Genomic DNA, 22,855 nt, shown 5'->3' with positions numbered 1-22,855 from the left:
CACTCAATTTAGTATATATTTAGCTTTTATGACAATATGACGCGGTATAATAGAGATAAACGGCCACATTGACATGTTTTAATCGATGGTATTCGAATTGCTATAGAGTAAATGAAATTAATTGATTAATAACCTAAAAAACATAAAGCCATGAGTCTAATTAAAAGAAATGAAACAAATTGGTTGCCTTCAGTTTTCGATGATATGTTCAGAACTGACTGGCTTGGAGGAACTACTAATGTAAACAGCATTGGAACCAGCATTCCGGCGGTAAATATTAAAGAGAGCGATGATAGCTTCGAAGTTGAAGTTGCCGCTCCTGGAAAAGCCAAGGAAGATTTCAATATTGAACTGGATAACGATGTTCTAACCATTTCCTCTGAAACCAAAAAAGAAGATGAAACTTCTTCAGAGAATGGAAGATTCACCAGAAAAGAGTTTAGCTACAGCACATTTAAACGTGCCTTTAGCCTGCCAGAATCGGTAGATAGCTCTAAGATTTCAGCATCTTATAACAATGGAGTGTTGATAATCAGTCTTCCAAAGAAGGAAGAAGCCAAAGTACAGGCTAAGCGAATGATCGAGATCGCATAAGCGAAATTTGATTAGTTAAGGAAAGCGCCCATTAGGCGCTTTTTTTTATTGACTTAAAAGGATCCAGCGATTGCCTGCACTTTGAATAGTGAAAACCTGGTTTGGTTTTATGCTAAGAACCTTTTGATTGGTTCGGGGATCAAAGAGATCATCAGCGCCCTGAAAAATGAGGTTTTTTTCTGATGTTCCGGGCCAGTTGATTAATCGGATAATTCTTCCCTTATTTGAGGCCGAAGGCGGGATGACCAGGCCTGACACCTGGTTGTTGATACGAAGGCTTCCAACCTCGTTGGTTATTACGAAATCTCCTGTTGCACTGGTCGTGGAGGAATAATTTTGAAAACCTGCATTTGACCATGAGACCTGCCCCGTCCCGTTGATCATCATAACCTGACCTTCGGTCCCGCGGCTGGTGGGCAAGACATATTCTGTTTCGGGGCTCGTGCCTATTCCCAGTCTCCCGGCGAAATAACCGGCATATACATTACTGTTCGCATCACCAGTTGCGATACTATAGATGCCATAAATATTACCAACTCCCTGTATGGTTCCAATTTCAGAATAGATCCCGTAATTATTGCTTTTCGCTCCAAAGGTCCGGCCCACACGGTTAAAAAAGCCATAAATGTCGTTGGTTCCGGTATTCTGATAAGTTTCATTAAAAATCCCGTAATGGATTCCTGTGCCTGCACCACCCACATTTGTTTTGATACCATACTTGGTGCCGTTGGTTGCACTACGGTTATCATTAATAATTCCATAGGTAGTAAGGTTATCAACTGCAGAATTTGCGTTATCTACTTCCAGACCTTTTTTCAGAGCTAGATCTTTCCCATTCTGAATGGCGACCTGTAGCCTGGAAGTGATCTGGTCGGTTCCAATTCCCACACTGGCATCTCTGTAGATCAATTCGGTAAGATTATTCGGGCTGGCGGTGGTTCCCGGTTTGTAAAAGTTGGATGCCGATGCGTCTGAAAGCATGGGATTCCATTTTACTTCGGAAGCGTGCCAGTAATAAAAACCGGAATTGAAACCGGGAAGATTCTTATTCAGAAAAACCAGCATCCCATGCTGTTCCGGTCCCGGATTGGTAATCGGGAATTTATCGATTCGAGGAATTAGAATCCCATCAATATTGGCTGGTTCGATCGTACTGGTAGCCTTAATATCAAGTTGGGCTTTCGGCTCAGAAGTTCCAATTCCTACCTGTGCAAACATACTGGTAAAGGCCAGGAGGCCTAATAAAAAGCAAAAATTTTTCATGGACAAACAAGATTAGTTTGTCATTTTAAGAAATGTCTAACTGTCTTAGGATGAAATAAATATAGGTAAAATTTAAATAGGATAAGCTTCTTAAGCCATTTCCTTCATTTTATCCTGTAATACCTTGATCTCATCCCTTAACCTGGCAGCCTGCATAAAGTCCAGTTCCTTGGCGGCTGCTTCCATTGCCTTGCGTTTCTCACGAACCTTTTTTTCCATTTGCGGCTTGGTGAGGTATTCAGCTTCTTCTTCAGCAGCTTTGAGATCCGGACGTTTTTCGTGATCGTAGATATCAAGCTTTTGCTTGACAAGCGCACTATCAAATTTCTTGTTCAGCGCGGTAGGAGTGATGTTGTTGTCTTTGTTGTATGCGATCTGCTTTTCGCGACGATATTCAGTTTCATCGATGGTCTTTTGCATACTATCCGTAATCTTATCGGCATATAGAATGGCCTTTCCGTTCACGTGCCTGGCGGCCCTTCCAACTGTCTGGGTAAGGGAACGGTTACTTCTAAGAAATCCTTCTTTGTCGGCATCGATGATCGCTACAAGGGAAACTTCAGGAAGATCCAGCCCCTCCCTAAGAAGGTTAACACCCACGAGGACATCAAACAATCCTTTCCTTAAATCCTGCATAATTTCCACGCGCTCCAGGGTATCGATATCTGAATGGATATAGCGGCATCGCACATCAATTCTGGTTAAATATTTAGTCAGCTCCTCGGCCATTCGCTTGGTCAGGGTGGTCACCAGGATTCGTTCATCTTTTTCAACCCTGGTCTGGATTTCCTCGATAAGGTCATCGATCTGGTTCAGGCTGGGTCGAACTTCAATAACTGGGTCCAGCAAGCCGGTAGGCCTGATCACCTGTTCCACATAGATTCCTTCACTTTTCTGAAGTTCATAATCGGCCGGGGTGGCGCTCACATAAATGACCTGATTTTGAAGCGCCTCGAATTCTTCAAATTTTAAGGGCCTGTTATCCATCGCGGCAGGAAGTCTGAAACCATAATCTACCAGGGTTTCTTTCCTGGAGCGGTCACCGCCGTACATGGCATGGACCTGCGGAATGGTAACGTGGCTCTCGTCCACAACCATGAGGTAATCATCCGGAAAATAATCTAAAAGGCAGAATGGCCTGGTTCCCGGTTTCCTTCCATCAAGGTATCTCGAATAGTTCTCGATCCCTGAACAATACCCAAGTTCCCGGATCATCTCCAGGTCAAAATTGGTACGTTCATCCAGTCGTTTTGCCTCCAGTGTTTTGCCAATATCCTGGAAATAACTAACCTGTTTTACCAGGTCATCCTGGATTTCGCGAATGGCGTTCTGCAAGACATCGGGTGAGGTAACGAACATGTTGGCCGGGTAAATATTCAGGCGGTCATATTTTTCAATAATATCATTCGTGCCGGGATCGAATGCCTCGATCTCTTCGATCTCATCTCCAAAGAAATGAACCCGGAAGGCATTATCGGCATAACTCGGGAAAATATCCACCGTATCTCCTTTGATTCTGAAATTACCGTGCGTGAATTCTGCTTCAGTTCTTGAATACAGACTTTGAACCAGGGAATGCAGGAACTTGGTTCTGGAAATTTCCATGTCCCGTTCGATGGAAACCACATTTTTCCTGAACTCCACCGGGTTCCCAATACCGTACAAACAGGAAACCGAAGCTACCACGATCACATCCCTTCTTCCGCTTAAAAGAGAAGAAGTGGTGCTTAGTCGTAACTTTTCGATCTCTTCGTTAATGGATAGATCTTTTTCAATATAGGTTCCGGAAGTAGGGATAAAAGCCTCCGGCTGGTAATAATCGTAATAACTCACAAAATATTCCACGGCATTCTCCGGGAAGAATTGCTTGAATTCCGAATAAAGCTGGGCAGCAAGGGTTTTATTATGGGCAAGAACGAGGGTAGGTTTTTGAACCTCTTCAATCACATTTGCCACGGTAAAGGTTTTACCCGATCCGGTCACCCCTAGCAGCGTTTGATAGCGTTCATCCTTATTAAGACCCGTGACCAGTTGCTCGATCGCCTTTGGCTGGTCTCCAGTTGGTTTATAATCTGATTTTATATTGAATTTCATGCAGGTAACTTCTTTTTCATAGCCTCACGAAATTAAGCAATTATCAGGCCTAAATCAATTTTTAAAGGTTTTCATCGAATCAGGCTAAAATGGCCGGTGACTTCCTGCCTGTTTCGAAGACTTAAGCGAAACCAGTAATCATCAGAGGGCATTTCCTGGCCATTGAAAGTCCCGTCCCAGCCTTTTTCTGAAACATGAAGTTTTTTCAGTAATTTTCCATAGCGGTCAAAGATCGAAACGAAGTTGGCGGCAGCTGGTTCATCGATCCCCCTGATCTGCCAGAAATCATTGATACCATCATTGTTCGGAGTAAAGAAATTATCGTAGCCAATAATGGCAATTTCGGTGCTGATGATGGCACAGCCATTTTTATCCCGGATATACAGGGTTTGAAAACCAGAACTAATATTTCGAAATTCGGTTTCCTCCTGGTAAGGACCATCTATATTTCCAATTGAATATTCGTAGTTTCCCGAATTCTGAAGGTTGATGCTAATCGAGTTATTATTGGAATTCACTACAGGTTGTACCAGGTCGAAATCCTGAAGTTGCGGCGGAATGTTGAGGTTAAGACTAATCTCCGAAATATTATAACAATTGGGAAAACCTTTTTCCCAGACGCGTGCGTAGATCGTCTCACCTTCTGAACTAAGATTTGCAGGAAGCGGATTGATATTATCCCGGGCCTGATTGGGTTCCAAGAAATAGGCAATTTCAAATTGGTTGGGATCCAGCCCGTTTAAGATTTCAGAATCGATATCTGAAAACCTGAAATTTTCAGCTCCATCAAAATCAAGGTCGCATTGGGCAAAATCGTATTCGGGAGTAATGACCGGGCCATCCTCTATGATCAGTTCGAAATCGGTAATTTCAGCACAACCGGTTAGATCGTTTTCAACTCGTGCGTAAATTGTTTTTACGGGTTCATTGCTTAAGTAGGAACCCTGTATAGGCTGAATATTATCAGTGGCGTCGGCCAGGTTCGTGTGAAAACTCAAAGTGGTGTTTACCTGGCTGGTAATTTCGGATTCCTGGACTGAAAGATCGAAACTAGCCTGTCCCGATGCATTACAGGTTGAGAGGTCTCCGGGTTTTTCGATCTCGGGGCCTTCAGGAAATGGAGTTCCGTTGTCAGTGACATCTCCAGTCCAGTTGAGTTCGAACGGGCCATCCCCAATAGGGCGGTCTATCACGATGAAATAGGTTTCGCCAGGCAACACATCCAGCGGCTTGATGAAATTATTCCCGTTAGCACCCGGACCTTCGCTGGTATCGGTTTCTCCGGGTCGCATCCCGGTTAAGTTGGTTGTGGCACCGGAAGCCAGCGGATTGGTAGTCGAGCACCTGATGGATTGCCCTAAATTCCCACAACTTGCATTCGGCCCGAAAATGAAAAAATCATAATCTACTTCCAGATTGGAACTTACCGGTTTCAGATCAAAACCCAGTGTTCCCGCCTTGGTGATCTCAATATAAAGCCACAGGCTGTTATTTTCACGGCTGGAACAGGAATTTAACTCAGAGATTTCCTGGACACCAGCTCCATTCGCATTGCTGGAGATCGATCCGTCACCGCATATTTGTATAGCTCCTGAACAATCGCTGGATTGAGCATGCGATATGGAACAGGCAAAAAGAAATAGAAAAAAGCTTAATATTCTCATGGGTTGAGATCAGGAAGTCCTAAGATATTAAAGATCTCTTTTCTTCAGAAGTGCCAGTGAAAGATAAACGAAAATGGCGATCCATGCGATCACGATCAACAGCTGGTACCAGTGAATTCCGTAGTCTTTATCCAAAGCTTCCCCAATTTGGGTGGCCGCAGCCTGAACCGCATTCAGTCTTGAAAAGGGTTCTACAATAAGGTTGCTTATGGCCTGTAAAGGAAAGAACTGCATGATATCTGAAGCGGTATCAGTGCCCTTAAAGATCTTGAATTTCAGGATAGCATGAAGAATATTTTCGAAAATATACCAGACTACCAGGAAACCCAATGCAAATGCCGAACGCTTGACCAGGATTCCCAGGAACATACAGAATGCGAAAAATCCTGTGAGTTTCACAAAATAGGCGAGCAGGTATTCAAGGTCGCTGGTGACGATGGAGAATTCGGTAAAGTCGGAAAAAGAATAGCCCAATATCAGCGATACTATGAACAGGAATAAAGTCGAAATTCCTGCGAAAACCAGCACCGTAATGAATTTGGAAAGGATAAATTCCTTTTTGCTCATGCCGTCTATCAGGTTTTGCTTGATCGTTCTATTGCTGTATTCATTAGACATCATGGAGACGATCACGATGGCCAGGAACAATTTCAGAAGCGCTGCGATATATGAGTTAAAATGCCAGATATATGGGAAATTGAAGATCCCCTGATCGGCCACCCTGAACTCGATCTGGCCTATATTGAATTCGATAGAGGCAATAAGCGCAATAAAGGTGATCAGGATAAAATAGGTGATAATCAGGATTCGAGCCGATCGGCTATACCTGAGCTTTAGATATTCTATATTGAGTAGTCGTAACATTAATTCTGGGAGATTTGGTTAGTTAACTGAAGGAATTGCTCTTCCAGGCTTTCTTTACGTTTGATTAGGTATGAAAGAGAGAGGCCCTTTTCGAATAAATAAGAATTGATCTCTTCTGCATTCATAGGTTCGGTGAGGAAGGCTGTGATAAGGCCTTCGGTAAAATTGATCTTGCCAATTTTAGGATGATCTTTAAGAAGGCGTTGTAATTTCTCCATATCAGGTGCCTTCACCTCAAAGAATCCATGGCTGCTTACGATCTCATCTACAGGGCCGCTGTATAATTTCTTGCCTTTACGAATAATTACCACATGAGAACAAACCTTTTCCACCTCGTCCAGGAGGTGAGAGGCCAGCAAAATGGTAGTTCCTCCCGCTGCAATATTCCTGATAATTACCCTGATCTGGTGAATTCCCTGCGGATCGAGTCCGTTGGTAGGCTCGTCCAGGATCAGGATCTCGGGATCGTTGAGCAGGGCCGAGGCAATAGCAAGTCGCTGTTTCATTCCCAGTGAAAAGGTGCTGAATTTACTGTCTTTTCTGTCAAGTAAACCAACGATCTCCAGCTTCTCGTGAATCTTTTTTTCATCTGTACCCTTGATCTTACATACCAGTGCCAGGTTCTGGACAGCGGTCATATAAGGATAAAAATTGGGGTGCTCGATGATCGCCCCTACTTTTTTGAGAGCTTCATGAGTAGAAAGGCCGCCATCAAACCACCTGAATTCGCCGGATGTTTTGTTGACCACATTCAGGACCATTCCCAAAGTAGTGGATTTTCCGCTACCATTAGGTCCAAGAATCCCGTAGACATTGCCTTTTTCAATACTAAAGCTTAGATCATCAACGGCAGTGAGTTTGCCAAATCTTTTTGTGAGGTTGTTTAAACTTAAAATCGTTTCCAAGATGGTTGGTTGTTTAAAAGTACGACGTCTAAAATAGGATTTTGTTACAGGAATCGCTATAATAGACTTATTTTTGAGTAAAACGAGGAATTTTTATGGAAGAAAAACTGATGTCTAAAAAAAAACCGGCCTTTCCCGTTAATGACCGGTTTAGTCGATATCTGGGAAAATATAACCGAAATACAAAGATCCCCGTTTTCTATGATGACCTTTTGAGGTTTTCCGGTTCTATAGTTGTCTATGATCAGCATGATGAGGATACCTTCTGGGTGCGTTGTTATTATCCCGATCATGAACGGGTTGAAATGGATAAAAGCCTGAAAATGGTCTACACGATTTTACATTCCGATGGTAGTGATGATTCCCTGGACTGGCTGAATGTAGACGCGATCGATTACTGTACTTTCGGAAATTCGAAACCTTTCCGCATCAAGATCCGGAACATTCTTAATGATAGTTTTACTTACTTCTATGTGAAGAAGGCCGATGCTTCCAGGCTTTACGGGCTGGAATTCGAACACCTGCTTTCCCCGCATCGTATCAATTTCCTGGTTTATAAGGATACATTGATCGAAGAGCATATTGCAGGAATTCCCGGCGATGTTTTTATTGATGATCATTTGCCGGAATGTGATCTGCGCGCTCAAACCCAGATCGCAAAACAGTTCGTGAAGTTCAATGAACGCTGCACCGTTCGGCTTTTAGGAGATATGCGCTCTTATAATTACGTGGTTATTCCAACCCACGATTTTGATCACGTGGAATACCAGATCAGGGCGATCGATTTCGACCAGCAGTGCTTTGAAGGAAACCTGAAGGTTTACCGGCCACAATTTTTCAAGGAAAATTATAAAATGGTTAAGCTGGTTTCAGAAAAACTGGAAGAATCCTCAATTGAGCAATATCGAAAAGAGGAGCGTTCCCTTTTGGCAAAAAGGATGATCAATACCAAAAGCCGGTATAAAGAGCTAATACGTTGTATGATCAACGATCATGTTTCTACCAAGGAAAATGTCAAACAGTTAAGAAACGAACTCTACCACTTTTCAAAGGATATGAAATTCAAGCGAGCCAGTACCATGGGGCAGATCCTTCGAACAGCGCTGGATTTTGTGAAGCGAAACTATGAAAATGTGAATATGCAGCGAATGCTGGATAAGTTGTAGGTCTATCTAGCTGTAAGTTATAAGCCTTAAGTTTTCAGTCTTAAGTGAAATAGATTGTATTTAATTAGTAGCTGGTGATTTCTTTGCTTCCCAAGAGATGACCAGTATTCCAAAAAAATCTTGAATTTTTTGCAAATAGCTATTATCCGGTGGCATAGAGTATAGATGGTACAGTCTGTAGCTTAAAGCTTATCGCTGATTACATAATGCTCAAACAAATAAATTCCTTGCTGCGCTCGGAATGACTGTAACTCGCAGAAGCTTTATACTCAAGCCAAAGATTTCCTTTTACTAGTCCAAATTTTTCAACTTTCCACTTTCAACTAAATAACTTTTAGCTTAAAGCTTATCGCTGATTACATAATGCTCAAACAAAAAGATTACTCGCTGCGCTCGGAATGACTGTAACTCGCAGAAGCTTTATACTCAAGCCTAAGATTTCCTTTTACTAGTCCAAATTTTTCAACTTTCCACTCCCAACTAAATAACTTTAAGTTTAAAGATTATCGCTAATTACATAATGCTCAAAAAAGAGCTACTTCGCTTTGCTCGGAATGACCTTCTAAGTCCTCAGCGCTAGGTATACAGTCTACAATATACAGTCTACAGCTTAGAGCTTGCCGCTTAAAGCTTTCTACTTTTTTTCCTCCTTATTAAAATAAACCAGGTAGTAATACATCTGCTTTTCCTCGTCCCAGCCTTTTTCTACGAACTTGTCGGCCGACTCGGCATTCACGAAATCCATCTTGATCTGGATATTGGTGTCCAGGGTGATCACGTTCTTGATCTTTTTCCGCGCATCGGTCACCGCTTTGTTGGCGATCGGAAAATTGGTAAGATCTTCAACTTTGTATTTCGGAGCCTTTTCAGTTTTGTAATTCTGAAATTCCGGGATCAGGTCTGGATTGTCGATAACCGAATTGATATAATTACTTTCCTCAAAATCATCATTTTTAGCGAAGTAATCCATGCTTCGGTTCATGAACAAAACTTCCTGCTTCTTGTCTTCCGCAGGAAGAACCACATCCTTGGCGAAATTCTTGGCGAAATTCAGGTAATTCTTGGTAAAGTAATTTTCATCTGCGAGTACATCCACTCCCAGGAAGTTTTCCAGCCAGTACTTGGTATCGTACCTGTTAGAATCTACTGAAAGGATCTTATAACCTTCAGCCCTGTTCTTATTAAAGATGATAGCTCCCTTGTCCAGTTTGTTCAGGTTAACGCCTTGCTCAACGATCATTTCCAGGTTGCTTCCTTTTTGCTCAAATTGTAGGAAATCATGCTTCAATTCAGATTTAAAGACCCCAATTGCCGGCACCTTTTCGTTATCTATCTGCATATTCTCAAAATAGACCACGTAAACCTCCCCGCTTTTGATATGCGGATGACTGGACTGCTCATATAATAAGGTCGCGATCTTTTTTGAGTATTCGTGGGTGTTATAAGGATCGTCGAATATGAAATTCGACAAATTGTAAAGCTCGTTGAATTCTACATCGTTCTCATGAGAAAAACGATAATAAGATTCTTCCTTTTCACGGAAAGACTTCAGGAAATATTCCTTGATCAAAGGTTTGATCTCATCGTTCAGCTGAAAAGTTGAACCTGACAAAAAGATATTCTCACCACGGCTTTTATTACCAACACGGTGAATGGAAAGCGATTCTATTTGAGCATTAAAAAGGTTGATCATAGCAGACTAAAATTTGGGCTAAATAAAGTTGAAAAATACCAATTTTGAAAGCGGTATTTGAAAGAAAAAAACAGAAAAATCAGTGTGGATTAATTCCAGTTTTCGTCAAAAGAAAAGTCATCATAACCGTCTTCGTCGAATCCTTCATCATAGTCACCATTCAACATTCCCTCGTCTTCGCCGGTGAATTCCTTTTCAGGAGCATTTTCAGGGATTTGCCCATGAACATACATCAGGTTTGGGTAATCACGACCTTCCTCAACCTCGGCGATCTGTCCCAGTTCCACGAAGAACGTCCACATTTTAAGAAAATCGTATACGTAGATCAATTTTGTCTGAGATTCAGAAAGGATGCTGTCGAGACTGGTTTCGTTCATCAGCTTAATGCTGGTGTCATGCCCGCTCATGTCGAACTGGTGGATCTCTTCACCCTGGTTCCAGTCCTCGTCACTGATATAAAACGAGGCCATCTCGGTCCCATCAAAACCAAAGGATTGAACGATCGTATTGTGAAGATCTTCAAGTGTGCTTTCCTGGAGTAATTCCACATCTCTGAATACGTCTTCTTCTGCATCGAGAATTACTCTGAATCTATAAACCATAATTAAAATTTTTACGGGCCAAAGTTACGATTTTTTAATCTTCTCAGGGGCATTGCGGGCTTCCATTAACAGGTAGAACTGATATCCAAAAAGCAGGGAAGCGATGACCAGGTGCAATGGCTGGGATAGAAACGGAAAATCAAAATTATACATGGCAACCCCGGTTGCTACTTCCAGCAGGATGAGAAACACCACGATATTGATCTTTTTACGGTTAAGACCCAGGTTTCGGTTGAGCCAGAACAGGTAAAGGTTCAGTAATAGTACTAAAATAGAGAAGGAGCGGTGAATATAAAATGTGATATCTGGATCATTCAGCCAGAGTTCTTCTGCATTATACCCAAGGCTTCGAATTTGTTCGTCCACGAATTGCCTTACCTGTGTTCCCAACACGACCTGTATTAAAGTTAAAATGACAGCAAACCCCAATAAATTCTGAAACTTTTTGGTTTTATATTTATTGTTTTCAGCTTCTGAAGAGATCTGTAACAGGTAAATGAGAACAGCCACGATCACCAGGGCCATTACCATATGAATGGTGATTCGTGCTGGCGCCAGGACCGAATAGACCACGGTGGCGCCAAGCCAGGCCTGGAATCCCATCATCAGGACACTTAGCCAGGATAAGATGGTAATTCGTCTTTTCTTTTTCCATTTTCTGAAGGATAGAAATGCCATAATCAAAACGGCAAAACCGGCCAGGGCTCCAAAAAGTCGGTTGATGTATTCCACCCAGGTGTGGGTAGGATTGAAAATGGCGTAGTCGTGCTTTTCGTAATTCTGCCAGTTTTCCGGCTTATAGGTTTCCGCAGAGGTAAAATCGGATGCTGCCACTTTCAAACTTTCATCAACGATGATAACCTGACCCTTTTTATAATCGCGGTTTGGCTGAAATTGCAATTCTGAAACTTCCGTAGGCGGAATATAATAACCAAAACATTTAGGCCAGTCCGGACATCCCATTCCTGAGCCGGTCATTCTCACCACGGCTCCGGCGATGATCACCAGGTAGACCAGGATAAGCGAGATCTTTACAAATTTTCTGTACATGGTTTTTCAGTTATTCCTGTGGAACTTTCAATCCAAGGTCTTTTCCTTTTTTCAGCATATAGTCTCTCGCGGGCTCATACTGGTTCGGGATCTCTCCTTCCAGGATGGCTTCTTTAATGGCATCCTTGATGATTCCAACTTCCCGGCTTGGTTTGATCCCGAAAGTGGTCATGATCTCCTCTCCACTAACCGGAGGCTGGAAATTCCTGATATGGTCACGTTCTTCAACCTCTTCGATCTTTTCCCGGACCTTCTTGAAATTACTGTGATATTTTTTAAAACGCTTCGGGTTTTTGGTCGTGATATCTGCCTCACACAGGATCATCAGGTCTTCGATATGATCCCCGGCATCAAATACCAGCCTTCTCACGGCCGAATCGGTCACATTATCATCAACAATGGCAATTGGCCTTGAGCTCAACAATACCATCTTCTGAACGAACTTCATCTTGTCATTCAATGGCAGTCTTAACCTTTTGAATAGTTTAAAGACCATTTTGGCTCCCACGAATTCATGGCCATGAAAGGTCCAGCCTATCTTTTTATGGAATTTCTTGGTAGGCGCCTTTCCAATATCATGAAGCAGGGCAGCCCATCGAAGCCACAGATCATTGGTATTTTCTGAAATATTATCCACAACTTCCAGGGTATGCCAGAAATTATCCTTGTGTTTTTGCCCGTCCTTTTCATCGATTCCCTGAAGAGCGGTGAGTTCCGGAAGGATCTTTTTCAGAAGACCGGTTTTGAACAATAAAGCAAGGCCTTTTGAAGGTTTATCACTTAGAAGGATCTTATTGAGTTCATCCAGGATGCGCTCTTTCGAAATGATCTTTATTCGGTCTTTATTCCGCTTGATCGCTTTCAGTGATTCAGCTTCGATCATAAAATTGAGCTGAGAGGCAAACCTGATGGCTCGGTACATTCTTAAGGGATCGTCTGAATACGTAATATCCGGATCCAGGGGAGTTCTAATTATCCTCTGTTTAAGGTCGTCGTAACCATTGAATGGATCGAGGAGGTCTCCAAATCCATCTTTGTTCAGTTTTAATGCGAGTGCATTGATGGTAAAATCCCGGCGATTCTGGTCATCTTCCAGGCTGCCATCTTCCACGATAGGTTTACGGCTGTCGCTTCGGTAGCTTTCCATTCGGGCGCCCACGAACTCGATCTCATGATCTTCGGAACGCAACATAGCGGTGCCGAAATTCTTAAAAACCTGCACCTTGGGTTTATCCGGGAGCAGTTCTGAAACTTTTTTAGCCAGTTCGATGCCGCTGCCAATGGCAACAATATCGATATCCTTGGGTTCTCCGCGTTCCAGGATGTGATCACGTACAAATCCGCCAATTACATAGGCATCCACAGAAAGCGCTTCCGCAGCTTCTGAAATTACTCTGAATATTTTATGATCTAAAGCTTTGCTGTAATTGTGGTATTTCGGCATCTTCTATTTGCGTATCACTTTCACCTTTCCGTCATTGCTCAGCTTGATAATTGCTGAGGGTTTTGGTGATTTTTTTGAACGCTGCAAATTTACTACATAGTCAACACCTTTTAAAATTTCCGGGGTGATTTGATCGAAGGATTGAGGAGTGGGTTGACCGCTGATGTTGGCCGAGGTGGAAACCAATGGGCGCCTCATTTTCTTCACCAGTTCTGAACAAAATGTGTCCCGCACCACCCGTATGCCCAGGGAATCATCTTCGCTAACCAGGTTCTCGGCGATCCGGATAGGTTTGTCGTAAATGATGGTGGTGGGTTTTTTGGCATATTTCAGGATGTCATAGGCCATCTCCGGAACTTCTTCAACATATTGTTCCAGCATTTTGAAATTAGAGACGAGGCAGATGAGGGCCTTTGATTCTTCTCTTTTTTTAAGCTGGTATATTTTATCTATAGCATCGGCATTGGTGGCATCACAGCCAATTCCCCAAACCGTATCTGTAGGGTAAAGGATGATACCTCCCTTTTTCATGACCTCGAGGCAGTTTCGTATTTCCTGATCAATTTTTTCCATAAAGCACTTTTTTATATTCGGCCAGGGTTTGTTCAGCCATTTTCCTGCTGCTGAAGTTTTCGATCAATATTTTATAAGATCGTTCGGTGAACTTTTCCTGAAGAATTTTATCCTGGGACAAAGCTATCAATTTATTGGCTAAAACAGAGTCTTCATGCGGATTGCTTAACATCCCGTTTTCCCCATCTGTGATAATTTCAGGGATTCCCCCCACGTTGGTGCTAACTACAGGAACCTTAAAATAAAAAGATTCGTATAGGAACTGCGGCAGGCCTTCGCTTTGAGAAGTAACCAGGGAAATATCAAATTGGGGAATGAGACCGGAAGCATTTTCGAGCTCGTTAAAAAAATGAATATTGTCTTCCAGGTTCAGTCTTTTCACCAGATTTAGAATATCGGGAGTGTATTTAGTGAACTGTCCTATCTGTATAAAATGATAGTTTTTAAGTCCGTGAACATTTACAACCTCATGAGCGCATTTAACAAAAGTTGCCAGATCTTTTGACCTCCAGTGGTTGGCGATATTACCTATAATTATATCGTCTTCAAAAATGCCTGATCTTTTGCGGATATCAATATCATTTCGCTGTTTTAAAGTATCTATATTGGTGCCGTGATAAATGCGGATAAGTTTAGAATGATCTGTGATCGATTTTTTGCAGTTTTCAAGGGTTTGATCAGAAACACAAAAGATTTTTGCAATTTTGGGATGATTGTACTTATGAAGTGTTCGCTTCCTGTTCTTGATAAAATAAGAAGTTTTTTTACTGAAAATTAATGGCGGTAATTTACTTAATTTTGATGCCATAACCGCAAGGGTTAGGGCAGTGGTGTCGTGAATATGAACCAGGTCAATTTCGTATTTTTCACACATGAAAACTATTCTGGAAACATAGTTTAGACTAAGTTTATGAAGCATTGGAACGGTATGCATATTCAGGTTCCCATTCTTTAACCTATGATGTAATGCGGAGTTTTTGGGACACAGAATAAGATGCTGGTCGTTGGTGCCTTCCAGGTTATGAGTCGCCAGGTTTAAAATATGATTTTCCCCGCCTCCCCAGTCCTTTGTGGCTGAAAGGTGTAAGATTCGGTATTTATCGGTCAATATCGTCTATTTATAAGAAGCTCAAATTTAAAACTCTCAAGAAGTTAAGGATAATTATATTTGCAAAAATTAAGTTGGGAATGAATATTTTACATATTTCTGGAGCCAGGTCATGGGGAGGGAGCGAACAGCAGTTATTGTATTTAATGAATGAGTTACCAAAATACAATGTCTCGCAGAAATTACTTTGTTATAAAGACACCCCGCTTCATATGGGCTGCAGCCAAATTTCTGAAAATGTCATTGCCATACCCTATCTAAAGCCCACTTCATCTGAATATCGACAAAAACTAAAGTCGGTAATAGATGAAAATCAAATAGATATTATTCATATACACACTAATGATGCTCTCACGGGATATATACTAACAGACTTGTTTTACAATCTCAAAACAAGAACCATTCTTTCCAGGAAAAGTGTTAGATCATCACATAGTATCTTGAGCAGGTTAAAATATAATTACAGGAATATTGACGGTATCATTTGCGTTTCAAAATATGTAGAAAAGCATTTTTCCCGGATTTTGACGGAAAAAAATAGGGGGAAAACCATAGTTGTTCACGATAGTGTTAAGGAAAACGAGGAAAAGCCAACTAAGTCATTTAATATCCGTGAGAAATATAATTTAAGCGAGGATTGTTTTTTAATCGGAAATATCGCAAATCATACTAAAGCTAAGGACCATCCACTTCTTATCAAGACCCTGAAAGAACTTGTTAAGGTCAGGAAGTTAGAAAACATTAAACTTATTCAAATAGGGCAGTTCACTGCATTGACCGAAGAATTGAAATCATTGGTACAAAAAAACGGTTTAGAAGACTATATTATTTATACAGATTTTGTGAAAGATGCATCAGAACTGATGGATCAATTTGACGTTTTTTTGATGACTTCTAAGCGCGAGGGTGGTCCATCATCTGTGATCGAAGCCTTTTCAAAAAAAGTACCTGTTGTTTCTACCAGGGTAGGAGTAGTAGAGGAGGCTATTGAAGATGGAGTTAACGGGTTTTCTTCGCCTGTAAATGATTTCCATCAATTAGCTCAAAAATTGATCGCCTTAAAGGAAAATAATAGCCTCAGGGAGCAATTTAAACAGAAATCTTATGATCGTTTTATTTCAGATTTTACGGCAGATAAACTCGGAAAGGAAACCTTTATGGCCTATGAATCGCTTATAAAAAGCGGATCTATAAAAAGTTTTCAAAAGAATTAAAAATTTTTGATGAATTACCGAATTAACGAGCAAAGCATTTTTTCAGAAAGTGAAATTAAAGATCTAATTCATCGGTTTTCAAATTCCGGTTCCAGTCTGCATAAAGGCCGCAATGAAATAAAGATCTTTAGACTAAATGATCGGGACATAAATGTCAAAGCCTTCAGAATACCTAATTTGGTCAATAAATTTGCTTACCGGTTTATTAGGAAATCAAAAGCACAGAGATCTTTCGAATACGCCAATAAACTGTTGAAGCGTGGGATTAATACTCCTTTCCCAATAGCTTATGTTGAACATAAGACAAACTTTGCATTTTTAGAAAGTTACTATATAAGCGAACATCTGGAAGTTGATTTAACGTACCGGGATCTGGTAAAAAATAATAACTTGCCAGATTACGAAAGGATACTTCGGGAATTCACCGCTTTTACTTTTGAACTTCATGAGAAGGAGATCGAATTTTTAGATCATTCTCCAGGAAATACTTTAATACGAAAAGAAAACGGAAAATATCAATTTTTCCTGGTTGATCTTAATCGGATGAATTTTAAAGCACTTTCTTTCGAGGAACGAATGAAGAATTTCTCAAGATTGACTCCTCAAAAGAAAATGGTTCGAATGATGGCCAATGAATATGCCCGTTTGGCAGATAAAACGGAGGAAGAAGTTTTTCAGAAAATGTGGTTCTATACAGAACAATTCCAGGAAAAGATCCGAAGGAAGAAAAAGCTAAAAAGCATTCTGAAAAATAAAAAATAACAGGTTTAAGAAGCCAGCCTAAAAGGTTTATTATATAAAAGACTTATATGTTTCAGCATTACATACTTACACGATTCAATCTTAGAGCGAAAGACTGGACGACCACCAAGAACAATGAAACCGTTTTGACCGAAGAATGGCTGGAGGAGCGCTTTGATCTGTTCGAAAATTATTGCTTCAGTTCGGTGAAAAATCAAAAAAACCAGAACTTCAAGTGGCTCGTGTTCTTCGATGTAAATACGCCTGAGATCTATAAGAAGAAGGTGGAAGCCTTTCAAGAATCATATAAGAACTTCCTTCCATTTTTTATCGATGGGATGGATAATTTTCTGCCGGAGATCAAAAAGAATATTCAGAAACTTGATTCCGAAGATTATATAATCACTTCGAGGCTGGATAACGATGACTGTATCCATGAGAATTACATACAGGCAATTCAGGACCGTTTCGATAAACAGGATCACCAGGCACTGGATATCATAGACGGTTATACCCTGGAAACAGGAAATAAATACCGACTGGGACGTCTGTTGAAATTAAATAATCCCTTTATAAGCCTTATCGAGAAAAAAGGAGATTTTAAAACGGTGTGGTTTCGGGATCGTCACGGTTCCTGGAAATACGAAAAGAATATGACCCGGATCAAGAATGAAAGACTTTGGTTAAGCATCATTCATTCGAAAAATAAGGTCAATGAATTTTCAGGATATGGGAATGTAGATCCTGAAAAATTATATGAATTTCATATTTCAGAAAATAAATTAAACGAGATCTTGAAGAACCTGGAATCGGTGAATTCGTGGATGCTTACCAGTATGACGAACCAGGTGAATTTTACCTTCAAACGATATTTCAAGGAATTAAAAGCAAACCTTGGGCTTTATAATAAGTGATTCGTAGTTCCGAAATTCAGGATTTTGACCTTTTCCTTTTTATTTCCTTAGGCTCCAGGCCTCATCATAGGTCTTAAGGGTCCAGTAACCTAATTGTTTCCTGATCTTATATTTTCGAATCAGGTTCAGGGGTTTATTCTCCAGGTGAGATTTGTCTTCGTGAAGAAATCTTATGGTATTATCTATTACTCTTTTGCTGGAATTTCCATCTTCATAAGGATGAGAAAATTTGGCAAATTTGTCAATTTCCTGGATAAGTTCACCCGGACTTTCCAATGCGCGATCAAAAGCCGGTTCGATTTCAGAAACCTGGCCGATATCTATTAAATAGTGGCCGGGCATGTTATTGTTAAAGGTAACTACTGGTTTTCGCTGAAGCAGGAACTCGATGATGGCTGAAGTCGTGTCAGAAAACATGATATCAGCCTGTTTAAATAGTGGGATCAGATTGGTGGTATCATGGAATTCGAAATTTTCATTTTCAAGCTCCCGGAATTTTTGTTTTACCGAATCATCAAGTTTTGGATGTAGGGTGGCCAGGAATTTATATTTCCCGGTTTTAGAAAGCCTTTCGATCTCGCTAACAACTTCATCGATTAAAGCCAGGCTGTAGTACCTGGTAAAGGTGGAGGAAATAAGGATAACCGGCTTATCGTTTTTGGTTGGCTTCAAAGGAAACAGGGGATCCATTTTGGACCAGCCGGTCTCTATGACTTCAAAGCTTTTATACTTTTGCTGCTGTACTTTAAAAGGACCGGTGCTGGAAGGGCCCTGTGTACAGTAAAGGTCGAAAAATCCGCGAATGGTAAACTGGTCGGTTCCCTTGCGCTTATTCGCCGGAAAGCCGTGAAATACCTGGACTTTGAGTCCTGGTAAGAAATCGGGAACGGTATCGGTTGCGGTTAAAACAATATGAGGATCATAAGAGATCGCATCTTCAATCCTATTTATCAGATCGCCGTTTTCCGGAAAAAGTTTTTTTGGCTTTTCCAGTCCCGAAAACCACTTTACTTCATAACCTCTTTTTAAAATCTCCTCCTGTAAGGGTTTGCCGATAGGTATCGCATAATCGTGATTTATATAGATCAGGAAACGATATTTCATTTCGAATTGATTTTTAAAAAACTTTGAAGTTGGCTCGAGACCAGGTCTGGTTTAAAAGCATTATATAATTGCTTCCAGCTTTTTTTCAATTGCTTTTGAGATCTGTCCTGAAACATTTGTTCCTCAAAATCCCTGAGATGTACCGAAACATTTCGCCTGCCGTCGTCATAAATATTCCAGTTCTCTTTTTTAAGAGGTGGAGAAAATATCGCAAAAGTCGGGATATTCAGTGCTTTGGCCATATTTACAGATCCGCCTTCGTTACCGATCAATGCATCGCAATGGTAGGTTATGGCAAGAAACTCTCTGAGGCTTTTTCCGTAGATGTCAAGATGGATCTTCTCCTGGGTGGCAGGGTGACACAGGTTATACAATTTTTCAACCAGATGCCTTTGGGAAGGAATATAATTGAAAAGAAGATTCGCCGGGGCTGTTTCTATAATTTCATCGAGCAATTTAGCCAGGTAGGGAAGTGGATAGGTTTTCTTTTCTGAACTACCCAGTGCTCCTATCATAAAAAGGTTTTGTGAAAGATCTATCCCTGAATTTTCCAGTTTTTTTCTGGCAGCTTTGATCTCGTTTTCCTCGAGATAAATTTTTGGTTTTATCTCCCTGGGAAGATTATCTGATAGCGGAGAAATAAGCCGCAATCTTTTCTCGATGGCTGCTCCGGCTGTGGTATGTGCCTCGATTTCCCTGCTGAAGACATGAGTACATAAGGGGCGGGTATAACTTTTGCTGTAGGCTATCCTGAATTTAGCTCCGGAAAGCCCTGTGATTAAGGCTGTTTGTAGATTGCAATAAACGTCTATCACTGCATAATACTGCTCCTTCTTCGCGTTTTTGATCAGTGTTCTTAATCCCTGACCTTTTTCAGGCATAATAAACCTGTCGATATAGGGATTGTTCTGAACAACCGGGTAGGTATGGCTATAGATCATGTAATGCAATTCGGCCTCGGGAAATTCCTTCCGCAGGGCTTCAAAGAGGATTGAGGATGTAAGCACATCCCCAATCATTTTCATTTGTATTACAAGTATCTTCAAATTCTGGTTCTAAACTGCCACGTTATATTCACGTAGGGCATCATTCAGGGAAGTTTTCTTATTGGTGCTTTCCTTGCGTTTCCCAATGATAAGTGCACATGGCACCTGGTATTCACCTGCAGGGAATTTCTTGGTGTAACTTCCAGGGATCACGACCGATCTTGCCGGAACATATCCTTTGAATTCCTTTGGTTCATCTCCGGTTACATCGATGATCTTGGTAGAACCGGTAAGCACCACATTGGCTCCAAGCACGGCCTCCTTTTCGATTCTGATTCCTTCCACCACGATACTTCTTGACCCTAGGAATGCGTTATCTTCTACGATCACCGGTGCAGCCTGAAGCGGTTCCAGTACCCCTCCAATTCCTACTCCACCACTCAGGTGAACATTTTTACCGATTTGAGCACAGCTTCCAACCGTGGCCCAGGTATCTACCATCGTGCCTTCATCAACATAGGCACCTATGTTCACATAGCTCGGCATCATGATGACTCCGGAAGAAATAAAGGCTCCATGTCTTGCCACAGCGTTAGGCACCACACGAATTCCTTTTTCTTTATATCCGTTTTTCAACGGAATTTTATCGTGGTATTCGAAAATTCCGGCTTCCAGGGTTTCCATTTTCTGAATTGGGAAATAAAGCACCACGGCTTTCTTTACCCATTCGTTTACCTGCCAGCCATCTTTGGTAGGTTCAGCTACGCGGAGCTCACCTTTGTCCAGAAGGTCAACTACCTTTCTAATTGTATCAGTCGTATCAGTGTTTTTCAGGAGGTCCCGGTTTTCCCAGGCCTCTTCGATTTTCGCTTTTAACTGCTGCATTTTTCAAATTTTTTCCAAATATAACAGCTCTGGGCCAATATTTATGGACAAACGAATATAAACCTTACCTTTGCCTAAATTTTTGAAATGGCGAGAATCCTGGCCCTTGATTATGGTACCAAACGCACCGGAATAGCGGTTACCGATGAGCTCAAGCTGATCGCATCGGGACTTACCACGGTGAATACTCCCGAACTGATGAAATTTCTGGAAAACTATTTTCAGCATGAAAAAGTAGAGCGGGTGTTAGTTGGAGAGCCGAAGAGGATGGATGACAGCCCTTCAGAAAGCGAAGTTCATATTCAGCAATTCCTGAAAGATTTTTCTGAAAAGTTTCCCGAAATGCCCCTGGAACGAGTAGATGAGCGGTTTACCAGTAAAATGGCCGTACAATCTATGATCGACAGCGGACTAAAAAAGAAGAAACGCCGGAACAAGGCTTTAGTAGACGAGATAAGCGCGACGATCATATTGCAAACCTGGCTGTATGACTAAGGTTTAAAGTTTAAGGTTTAAAAGATGAATAGGGATTTAAAAACGAGATCGAAACTGTTTGCTCATGACTGTGTGAAAATTGCCCTATCTCTTCCTCAAACTTATTTAGGAAATCACGTTCGAAACCAACTTGTTCGGAGTTCTACATCGGTGGCTGCAAATTATAGAGCTGCCCAATTGGGACAAAGTAAACGATCTTTCATAGCCAAACTAAGTATAGTTATTGAAGAAGCTGATGAATGTGTTTTTTGGATGGAATTCCTGATAGATGAAGGATTGCTAAGCAGGGAAACCTGTGCGGTGGTTTTAAAAGAGGCGGGAGAATTGACCGCCATTTTTGTTACCTCTAGAAAAACAGCAGAAAAAACAGATAACAGAGGTTAAACCTTTGACATTTAACGATAAACATTTGAAATGATTTTACCAATAGTAGCATACGGAGACCCGGTATTGAAGAAGAAAGCGAAAGAGATCGATCAGGATTATCCAAAACTGGATGAATTGATCGATAATATGTGGGATACGATGTATAATGCCTACGGGGTAGGTTTAGCAGCTCCGCAAATTGGCCTGCCAATCAGGTTGTTTTTGATAGATCCGGCACCATTTGCCGAGGATGAGGAACTGGATGAGGCTGAAAAGGAACAGTTAAAGAATATGCGTATGGTTTTTATCAATCCGCAGATCATCGAGGAAGAAGGAGAGGAATGGGCATTCAGTGAAGGCTGCTTAAGTATTCCCGATATTCGGGAGGATGTATTCCGCCAGCCAGATATCACCATCGAGTACCAGGATGAGAATTTCGAGAAGCACACTAAAACCTTCAGCGGACTCGCCGCAAGGGTGATTCAACATGAATACGATCATATCGAAGGTATTTTGTTCACCGATAAGCTTTCCAGCCTAAAGAAAAGACTGATCAAGGGGAAACTGGCAAATATTTCAAAAGGTAAGATCAACGTTGATTATCGCATGCGATTTCCGAATATGAAAAAAGCGCGATAAGTTCTTTGATATTTGCAATTTGGAAAGGATATTTGCCAACCAAAATTTAAAAAGATATTATGGGGTTAGATAAAATTCTTGCTATTTCAGGAAAACCGGGTCTTTATGAACTTACTGCTCAAACAAGGGGTGGTTTTATTGCCAAATCATTGCTGGATGGTAAGAAGATGGCTGTGAATATGCGTCATAATGTGAGTATCCTTAGCGAGATCGCTATTTATACCTACACTGAAGAAGTGCCATTGGGCGAGGTTTTTGAAAAGATGAAGGAAAAGGAGAATGGCGGACAGGCCCTTAGTCATAAGGCCTCGAAGAACGATCTTGAAGCTTATTTTTCTGATGTACTTCCTGAATATGACGAGGACAGGGTTTATGGAAGCGATATCAAGAAAGTGATCCAGTGGTATAACATCCTGATCGAATACGGAATGACCGATTTTTCGAAAGAAGAAAAGACAGAAGAAAATAAGGACGAGGAGGAATAGGCCTTC

At 41.3% G+C, this 22,855-nt stretch carries 23 protein-coding genes; 9 read left to right on the top strand and 14 right to left on the bottom strand.

The features are described from left to right. Positions 1 to 150 precede the first annotated feature (150 nt). Positions 151 to 594, top strand: a complete 444-nt coding sequence (locus MKO06_RS14410) for an Hsp20/alpha crystallin family protein (protein WP_241552767.1) — start codon at positions 151 to 153, stop codon at positions 592 to 594. 45 nt (positions 595 to 639) lie between these two features. Here MKO06_RS14410 and MKO06_RS14405 read toward each other — a convergent pair whose 3' ends face one another. The 5 genes from MKO06_RS14405 to MKO06_RS14385 all read right to left on the bottom strand — a co-directional run bounded on the left by MKO06_RS14405 (position 640) and on the right by MKO06_RS14385 (position 7,384). Further along, on the bottom strand, positions 640 to 1,857 hold the full coding sequence (locus tag MKO06_RS14405; protein WP_241552766.1) for a hypothetical protein: 1,218 nt from the start codon (positions 1,855 to 1,857) through the stop codon (positions 640 to 642). A 90-nt stretch (positions 1,858 to 1,947) separates the two neighbouring features. Beyond that, positions 1,948 to 3,951, bottom strand: coding sequence for an excinuclease ABC subunit UvrB (uvrB, locus tag MKO06_RS14400; RefSeq protein ID WP_241552765.1), 2,004 nt, complete (start codon positions 3,949 to 3,951; stop codon positions 1,948 to 1,950). 71 nt (positions 3,952 to 4,022) lie between these two features. Continuing rightward, positions 4,023 to 5,615 (bottom strand): T9SS type B sorting domain-containing protein, encoded by a 1,593-nt coding sequence (locus MKO06_RS14395; RefSeq protein ID WP_241552764.1) that lies wholly within the window; start codon positions 5,613 to 5,615, stop codon positions 4,023 to 4,025. 27 nt (positions 5,616 to 5,642) lie between these two features. Then, positions 5,643 to 6,479, bottom strand: a complete 837-nt coding sequence (locus tag MKO06_RS14390) for an ABC transporter permease (RefSeq protein WP_241552763.1) — start codon at positions 6,477 to 6,479, stop codon at positions 5,643 to 5,645. Continuing rightward, a complete protein-coding gene (locus MKO06_RS14385; RefSeq protein ID WP_241552762.1) occupies positions 6,479 to 7,384 on the bottom strand; it encodes an ABC transporter ATP-binding protein in 906 nt (301 codons plus the stop codon). Before MKO06_RS14385 ends, MKO06_RS14390 begins: the two co-directional genes overlap by 1 nt. Positions 7,385 to 7,479: 95 nt before the next feature. Between MKO06_RS14385 and MKO06_RS14380 the strand changes: the two genes are divergently transcribed. Further along, positions 7,480 to 8,550, top strand: a complete 1,071-nt coding sequence (locus MKO06_RS14380; protein WP_241552759.1) for a hypothetical protein — start codon at positions 7,480 to 7,482, stop codon at positions 8,548 to 8,550. Positions 8,551 to 9,184: 634 nt separating this feature from the next. Here the strand turns inward: MKO06_RS14380 and MKO06_RS14375 are convergent. The 6 genes from MKO06_RS14375 to MKO06_RS14350 form a co-directional block, all read right to left on the bottom strand. Continuing rightward, positions 9,185 to 10,243, bottom strand: coding sequence for a nucleoid-associated protein (locus MKO06_RS14375; RefSeq protein ID WP_241552758.1), 1,059 nt, complete (start codon positions 10,241 to 10,243; stop codon positions 9,185 to 9,187). Between the two features lie 89 nt (positions 10,244 to 10,332). Next, complete coding sequence (locus MKO06_RS14370; protein ID WP_241552757.1) at positions 10,333 to 10,845, bottom strand: plasmid pRiA4b ORF-3 family protein; 513 nt, start codon at positions 10,843 to 10,845, stop codon at positions 10,333 to 10,335. Between the two features lie 24 nt (positions 10,846 to 10,869). After that, positions 10,870 to 11,895 carry a COX15/CtaA family protein gene (locus tag MKO06_RS14365; RefSeq protein ID WP_241552756.1) on the bottom strand — a complete coding sequence of 342 codons (1,026 nt, stop codon included), beginning with the start codon at positions 11,893 to 11,895 and terminating at the stop codon, positions 10,870 to 10,872. 10 nt (positions 11,896 to 11,905) lie between these two features. Next, positions 11,906 to 13,339, bottom strand: coding sequence for a CCA tRNA nucleotidyltransferase (locus MKO06_RS14360; RefSeq protein WP_241552755.1), 1,434 nt, complete (start codon positions 13,337 to 13,339; stop codon positions 11,906 to 11,908). Positions 13,340 to 13,342: 3 nt separating this feature from the next. After that, complete coding sequence (locus MKO06_RS14355) at positions 13,343 to 13,912, bottom strand: L-threonylcarbamoyladenylate synthase (RefSeq protein ID WP_241552754.1); 570 nt, start codon at positions 13,910 to 13,912, stop codon at positions 13,343 to 13,345. Continuing rightward, positions 13,899 to 15,020, bottom strand: a complete 1,122-nt coding sequence (locus MKO06_RS14350) for a glycosyltransferase family 4 protein (protein ID WP_241552753.1) — start codon at positions 15,018 to 15,020, stop codon at positions 13,899 to 13,901. The genes MKO06_RS14355 and MKO06_RS14350 overlap by 14 nt, the downstream gene beginning before the upstream one ends. A gap of 80 nt (positions 15,021 to 15,100) precedes the next feature. Here MKO06_RS14350 and MKO06_RS14345 point away from each other — a divergent pair, with 80 nt between their 5' ends. From MKO06_RS14345 to MKO06_RS14335, 3 genes are read left to right on the top strand one after another with little or no spacing between them, the layout of a single operon-like run. Next, positions 15,101 to 16,234, top strand: a complete 1,134-nt coding sequence (locus tag MKO06_RS14345) for a glycosyltransferase family 4 protein (RefSeq protein WP_241552752.1) — start codon at positions 15,101 to 15,103, stop codon at positions 16,232 to 16,234. Between the two features lie 9 nt (positions 16,235 to 16,243). Next, positions 16,244 to 16,996, top strand: a complete 753-nt coding sequence (locus MKO06_RS14340; protein WP_241552751.1) for a lipopolysaccharide kinase InaA family protein — start codon at positions 16,244 to 16,246, stop codon at positions 16,994 to 16,996. A 47-nt stretch (positions 16,997 to 17,043) separates the two neighbouring features. Next, positions 17,044 to 17,889 (top strand): glycosyltransferase, encoded by an 846-nt coding sequence (locus tag MKO06_RS14335; RefSeq protein WP_241552750.1) that lies wholly within the window; start codon positions 17,044 to 17,046, stop codon positions 17,887 to 17,889. A gap of 39 nt (positions 17,890 to 17,928) precedes the next feature. On the opposite strand, the gene MKO06_RS14330 is transcribed toward MKO06_RS14335, so the two are convergent. From MKO06_RS14330 to MKO06_RS14320, 3 genes are read right to left on the bottom strand one after another with little or no spacing between them, the layout of a single operon-like run. Next, positions 17,929 to 18,993, bottom strand: coding sequence for a CDP-glycerol glycerophosphotransferase family protein (locus MKO06_RS14330; protein ID WP_241552749.1), 1,065 nt, complete (start codon positions 18,991 to 18,993; stop codon positions 17,929 to 17,931). Then, on the bottom strand, positions 18,990 to 20,039 hold the full coding sequence (locus tag MKO06_RS14325; protein ID WP_241552748.1) for a glycosyltransferase family 9 protein: 1,050 nt from the start codon (positions 20,037 to 20,039) through the stop codon (positions 18,990 to 18,992). Before MKO06_RS14325 ends, MKO06_RS14330 begins: the two co-directional genes overlap by 4 nt. A gap of 9 nt (positions 20,040 to 20,048) precedes the next feature. Further along, positions 20,049 to 20,864, bottom strand: a complete 816-nt coding sequence (locus MKO06_RS14320; protein WP_241552747.1) for a 2,3,4,5-tetrahydropyridine-2,6-dicarboxylate N-succinyltransferase — start codon at positions 20,862 to 20,864, stop codon at positions 20,049 to 20,051. An 87-nt stretch (positions 20,865 to 20,951) separates the two neighbouring features. Here MKO06_RS14320 and ruvX point away from each other — a divergent pair, with 87 nt between their 5' ends. Genes ruvX through MKO06_RS14300 form a run of 4 tightly spaced genes read left to right on the top strand, consistent with a single transcriptional unit; the run spans position 20,952 to position 22,849 of the window. Next, the gene (ruvX, locus tag MKO06_RS14315; RefSeq protein WP_241552746.1) at positions 20,952 to 21,359 is read left to right on the top strand and encodes a Holliday junction resolvase RuvX; all 408 of its coding nucleotides are present in this window, start codon (positions 20,952 to 20,954) and stop codon (positions 21,357 to 21,359) included. Positions 21,360 to 21,383: 24 nt separating this feature from the next. Further along, positions 21,384 to 21,743, top strand: coding sequence for a four helix bundle protein (locus MKO06_RS14310; RefSeq protein WP_241552745.1), 360 nt, complete (start codon positions 21,384 to 21,386; stop codon positions 21,741 to 21,743). Between the two features lie 30 nt (positions 21,744 to 21,773). Further along, positions 21,774 to 22,364, top strand: a complete 591-nt coding sequence (def, locus tag MKO06_RS14305) for a peptide deformylase (protein WP_241552744.1) — start codon at positions 21,774 to 21,776, stop codon at positions 22,362 to 22,364. A 59-nt stretch (positions 22,365 to 22,423) separates the two neighbouring features. Continuing rightward, complete coding sequence (locus tag MKO06_RS14300) at positions 22,424 to 22,849, top strand: DUF5606 family protein (RefSeq protein ID WP_241552743.1); 426 nt, start codon at positions 22,424 to 22,426, stop codon at positions 22,847 to 22,849. The last annotated feature ends 6 nt before the right edge of the window (positions 22,850 to 22,855 follow it).

It is taken from the genome of Christiangramia oceanisediminis, assembly GCF_022570735.2.
In the GTDB taxonomy this organism is placed as follows: Bacteria; Bacteroidota; Bacteroidia; order Flavobacteriales; family Flavobacteriaceae; genus Christiangramia; species Christiangramia oceanisediminis.
Note: the sequence above shows the minus strand (reverse complement) of the source record. Positions and strands in the feature narration are given on the sequence as shown.

Coding starts and splice junctions, on each gene's coding strand:
- MKO06_RS14370 (WP_241552757.1), bottom strand. CDS start 10,845: ATGGTTTATAGATTCAGAGTAATTCTCGATGCAGAAGAAGACGTATTC.
- MKO06_RS14405 (WP_241552766.1), bottom strand. CDS start 1,857: ATGAAAAATTTTTGCTTTTTATTAGGCCTCCTGGCCTTTACCAGTATG.
- MKO06_RS14375 (WP_241552758.1), bottom strand. CDS start 10,243: ATGATCAACCTTTTTAATGCTCAAATAGAATCGCTTTCCATTCACCGT.
- MKO06_RS14310 (WP_241552745.1), top strand. CDS start 21,384: ATGAATAGGGATTTAAAAACGAGATCGAAACTGTTTGCTCATGACTGT.
- MKO06_RS14335 (WP_241552750.1), top strand. CDS start 17,044: ATGTTTCAGCATTACATACTTACACGATTCAATCTTAGAGCGAAAGAC.
- MKO06_RS14300 (WP_241552743.1), top strand. CDS start 22,424: ATGGGGTTAGATAAAATTCTTGCTATTTCAGGAAAACCGGGTCTTTAT.
- def (WP_241552744.1), top strand. CDS start 21,774: ATGATTTTACCAATAGTAGCATACGGAGACCCGGTATTGAAGAAGAAA.
- MKO06_RS14365 (WP_241552756.1), bottom strand. CDS start 11,895: ATGTACAGAAAATTTGTAAAGATCTCGCTTATCCTGGTCTACCTGGTG.
- MKO06_RS14390 (WP_241552763.1), bottom strand. CDS start 6,479: ATGTTACGACTACTCAATATAGAATATCTAAAGCTCAGGTATAGCCGA.
- ruvX (WP_241552746.1), top strand. CDS start 20,952: ATGGCGAGAATCCTGGCCCTTGATTATGGTACCAAACGCACCGGAATA.
- MKO06_RS14330 (WP_241552749.1), bottom strand. CDS start 18,993: ATGAAATATCGTTTCCTGATCTATATAAATCACGATTATGCGATACCT.
- MKO06_RS14355 (WP_241552754.1), bottom strand. CDS start 13,912: ATGGAAAAAATTGATCAGGAAATACGAAACTGCCTCGAGGTCATGAAA.
- MKO06_RS14345 (WP_241552752.1), top strand. CDS start 15,101: ATGAATATTTTACATATTTCTGGAGCCAGGTCATGGGGAGGGAGCGAA.
- MKO06_RS14380 (WP_241552759.1), top strand. CDS start 7,480: ATGGAAGAAAAACTGATGTCTAAAAAAAAACCGGCCTTTCCCGTTAAT.
- MKO06_RS14395 (WP_241552764.1), bottom strand. CDS start 5,615: ATGAGAATATTAAGCTTTTTTCTATTTCTTTTTGCCTGTTCCATATCG.
- uvrB (WP_241552765.1), bottom strand. CDS start 3,951: ATGAAATTCAATATAAAATCAGATTATAAACCAACTGGAGACCAGCCA.
- MKO06_RS14410 (WP_241552767.1), top strand. CDS start 151: ATGAGTCTAATTAAAAGAAATGAAACAAATTGGTTGCCTTCAGTTTTC.
- MKO06_RS14320 (WP_241552747.1), bottom strand. CDS start 20,864: ATGCAGCAGTTAAAAGCGAAAATCGAAGAGGCCTGGGAAAACCGGGAC.
- MKO06_RS14360 (WP_241552755.1), bottom strand. CDS start 13,339: ATGCCGAAATACCACAATTACAGCAAAGCTTTAGATCATAAAATATTC.
- MKO06_RS14340 (WP_241552751.1), top strand. CDS start 16,244: ATGAATTACCGAATTAACGAGCAAAGCATTTTTTCAGAAAGTGAAATT.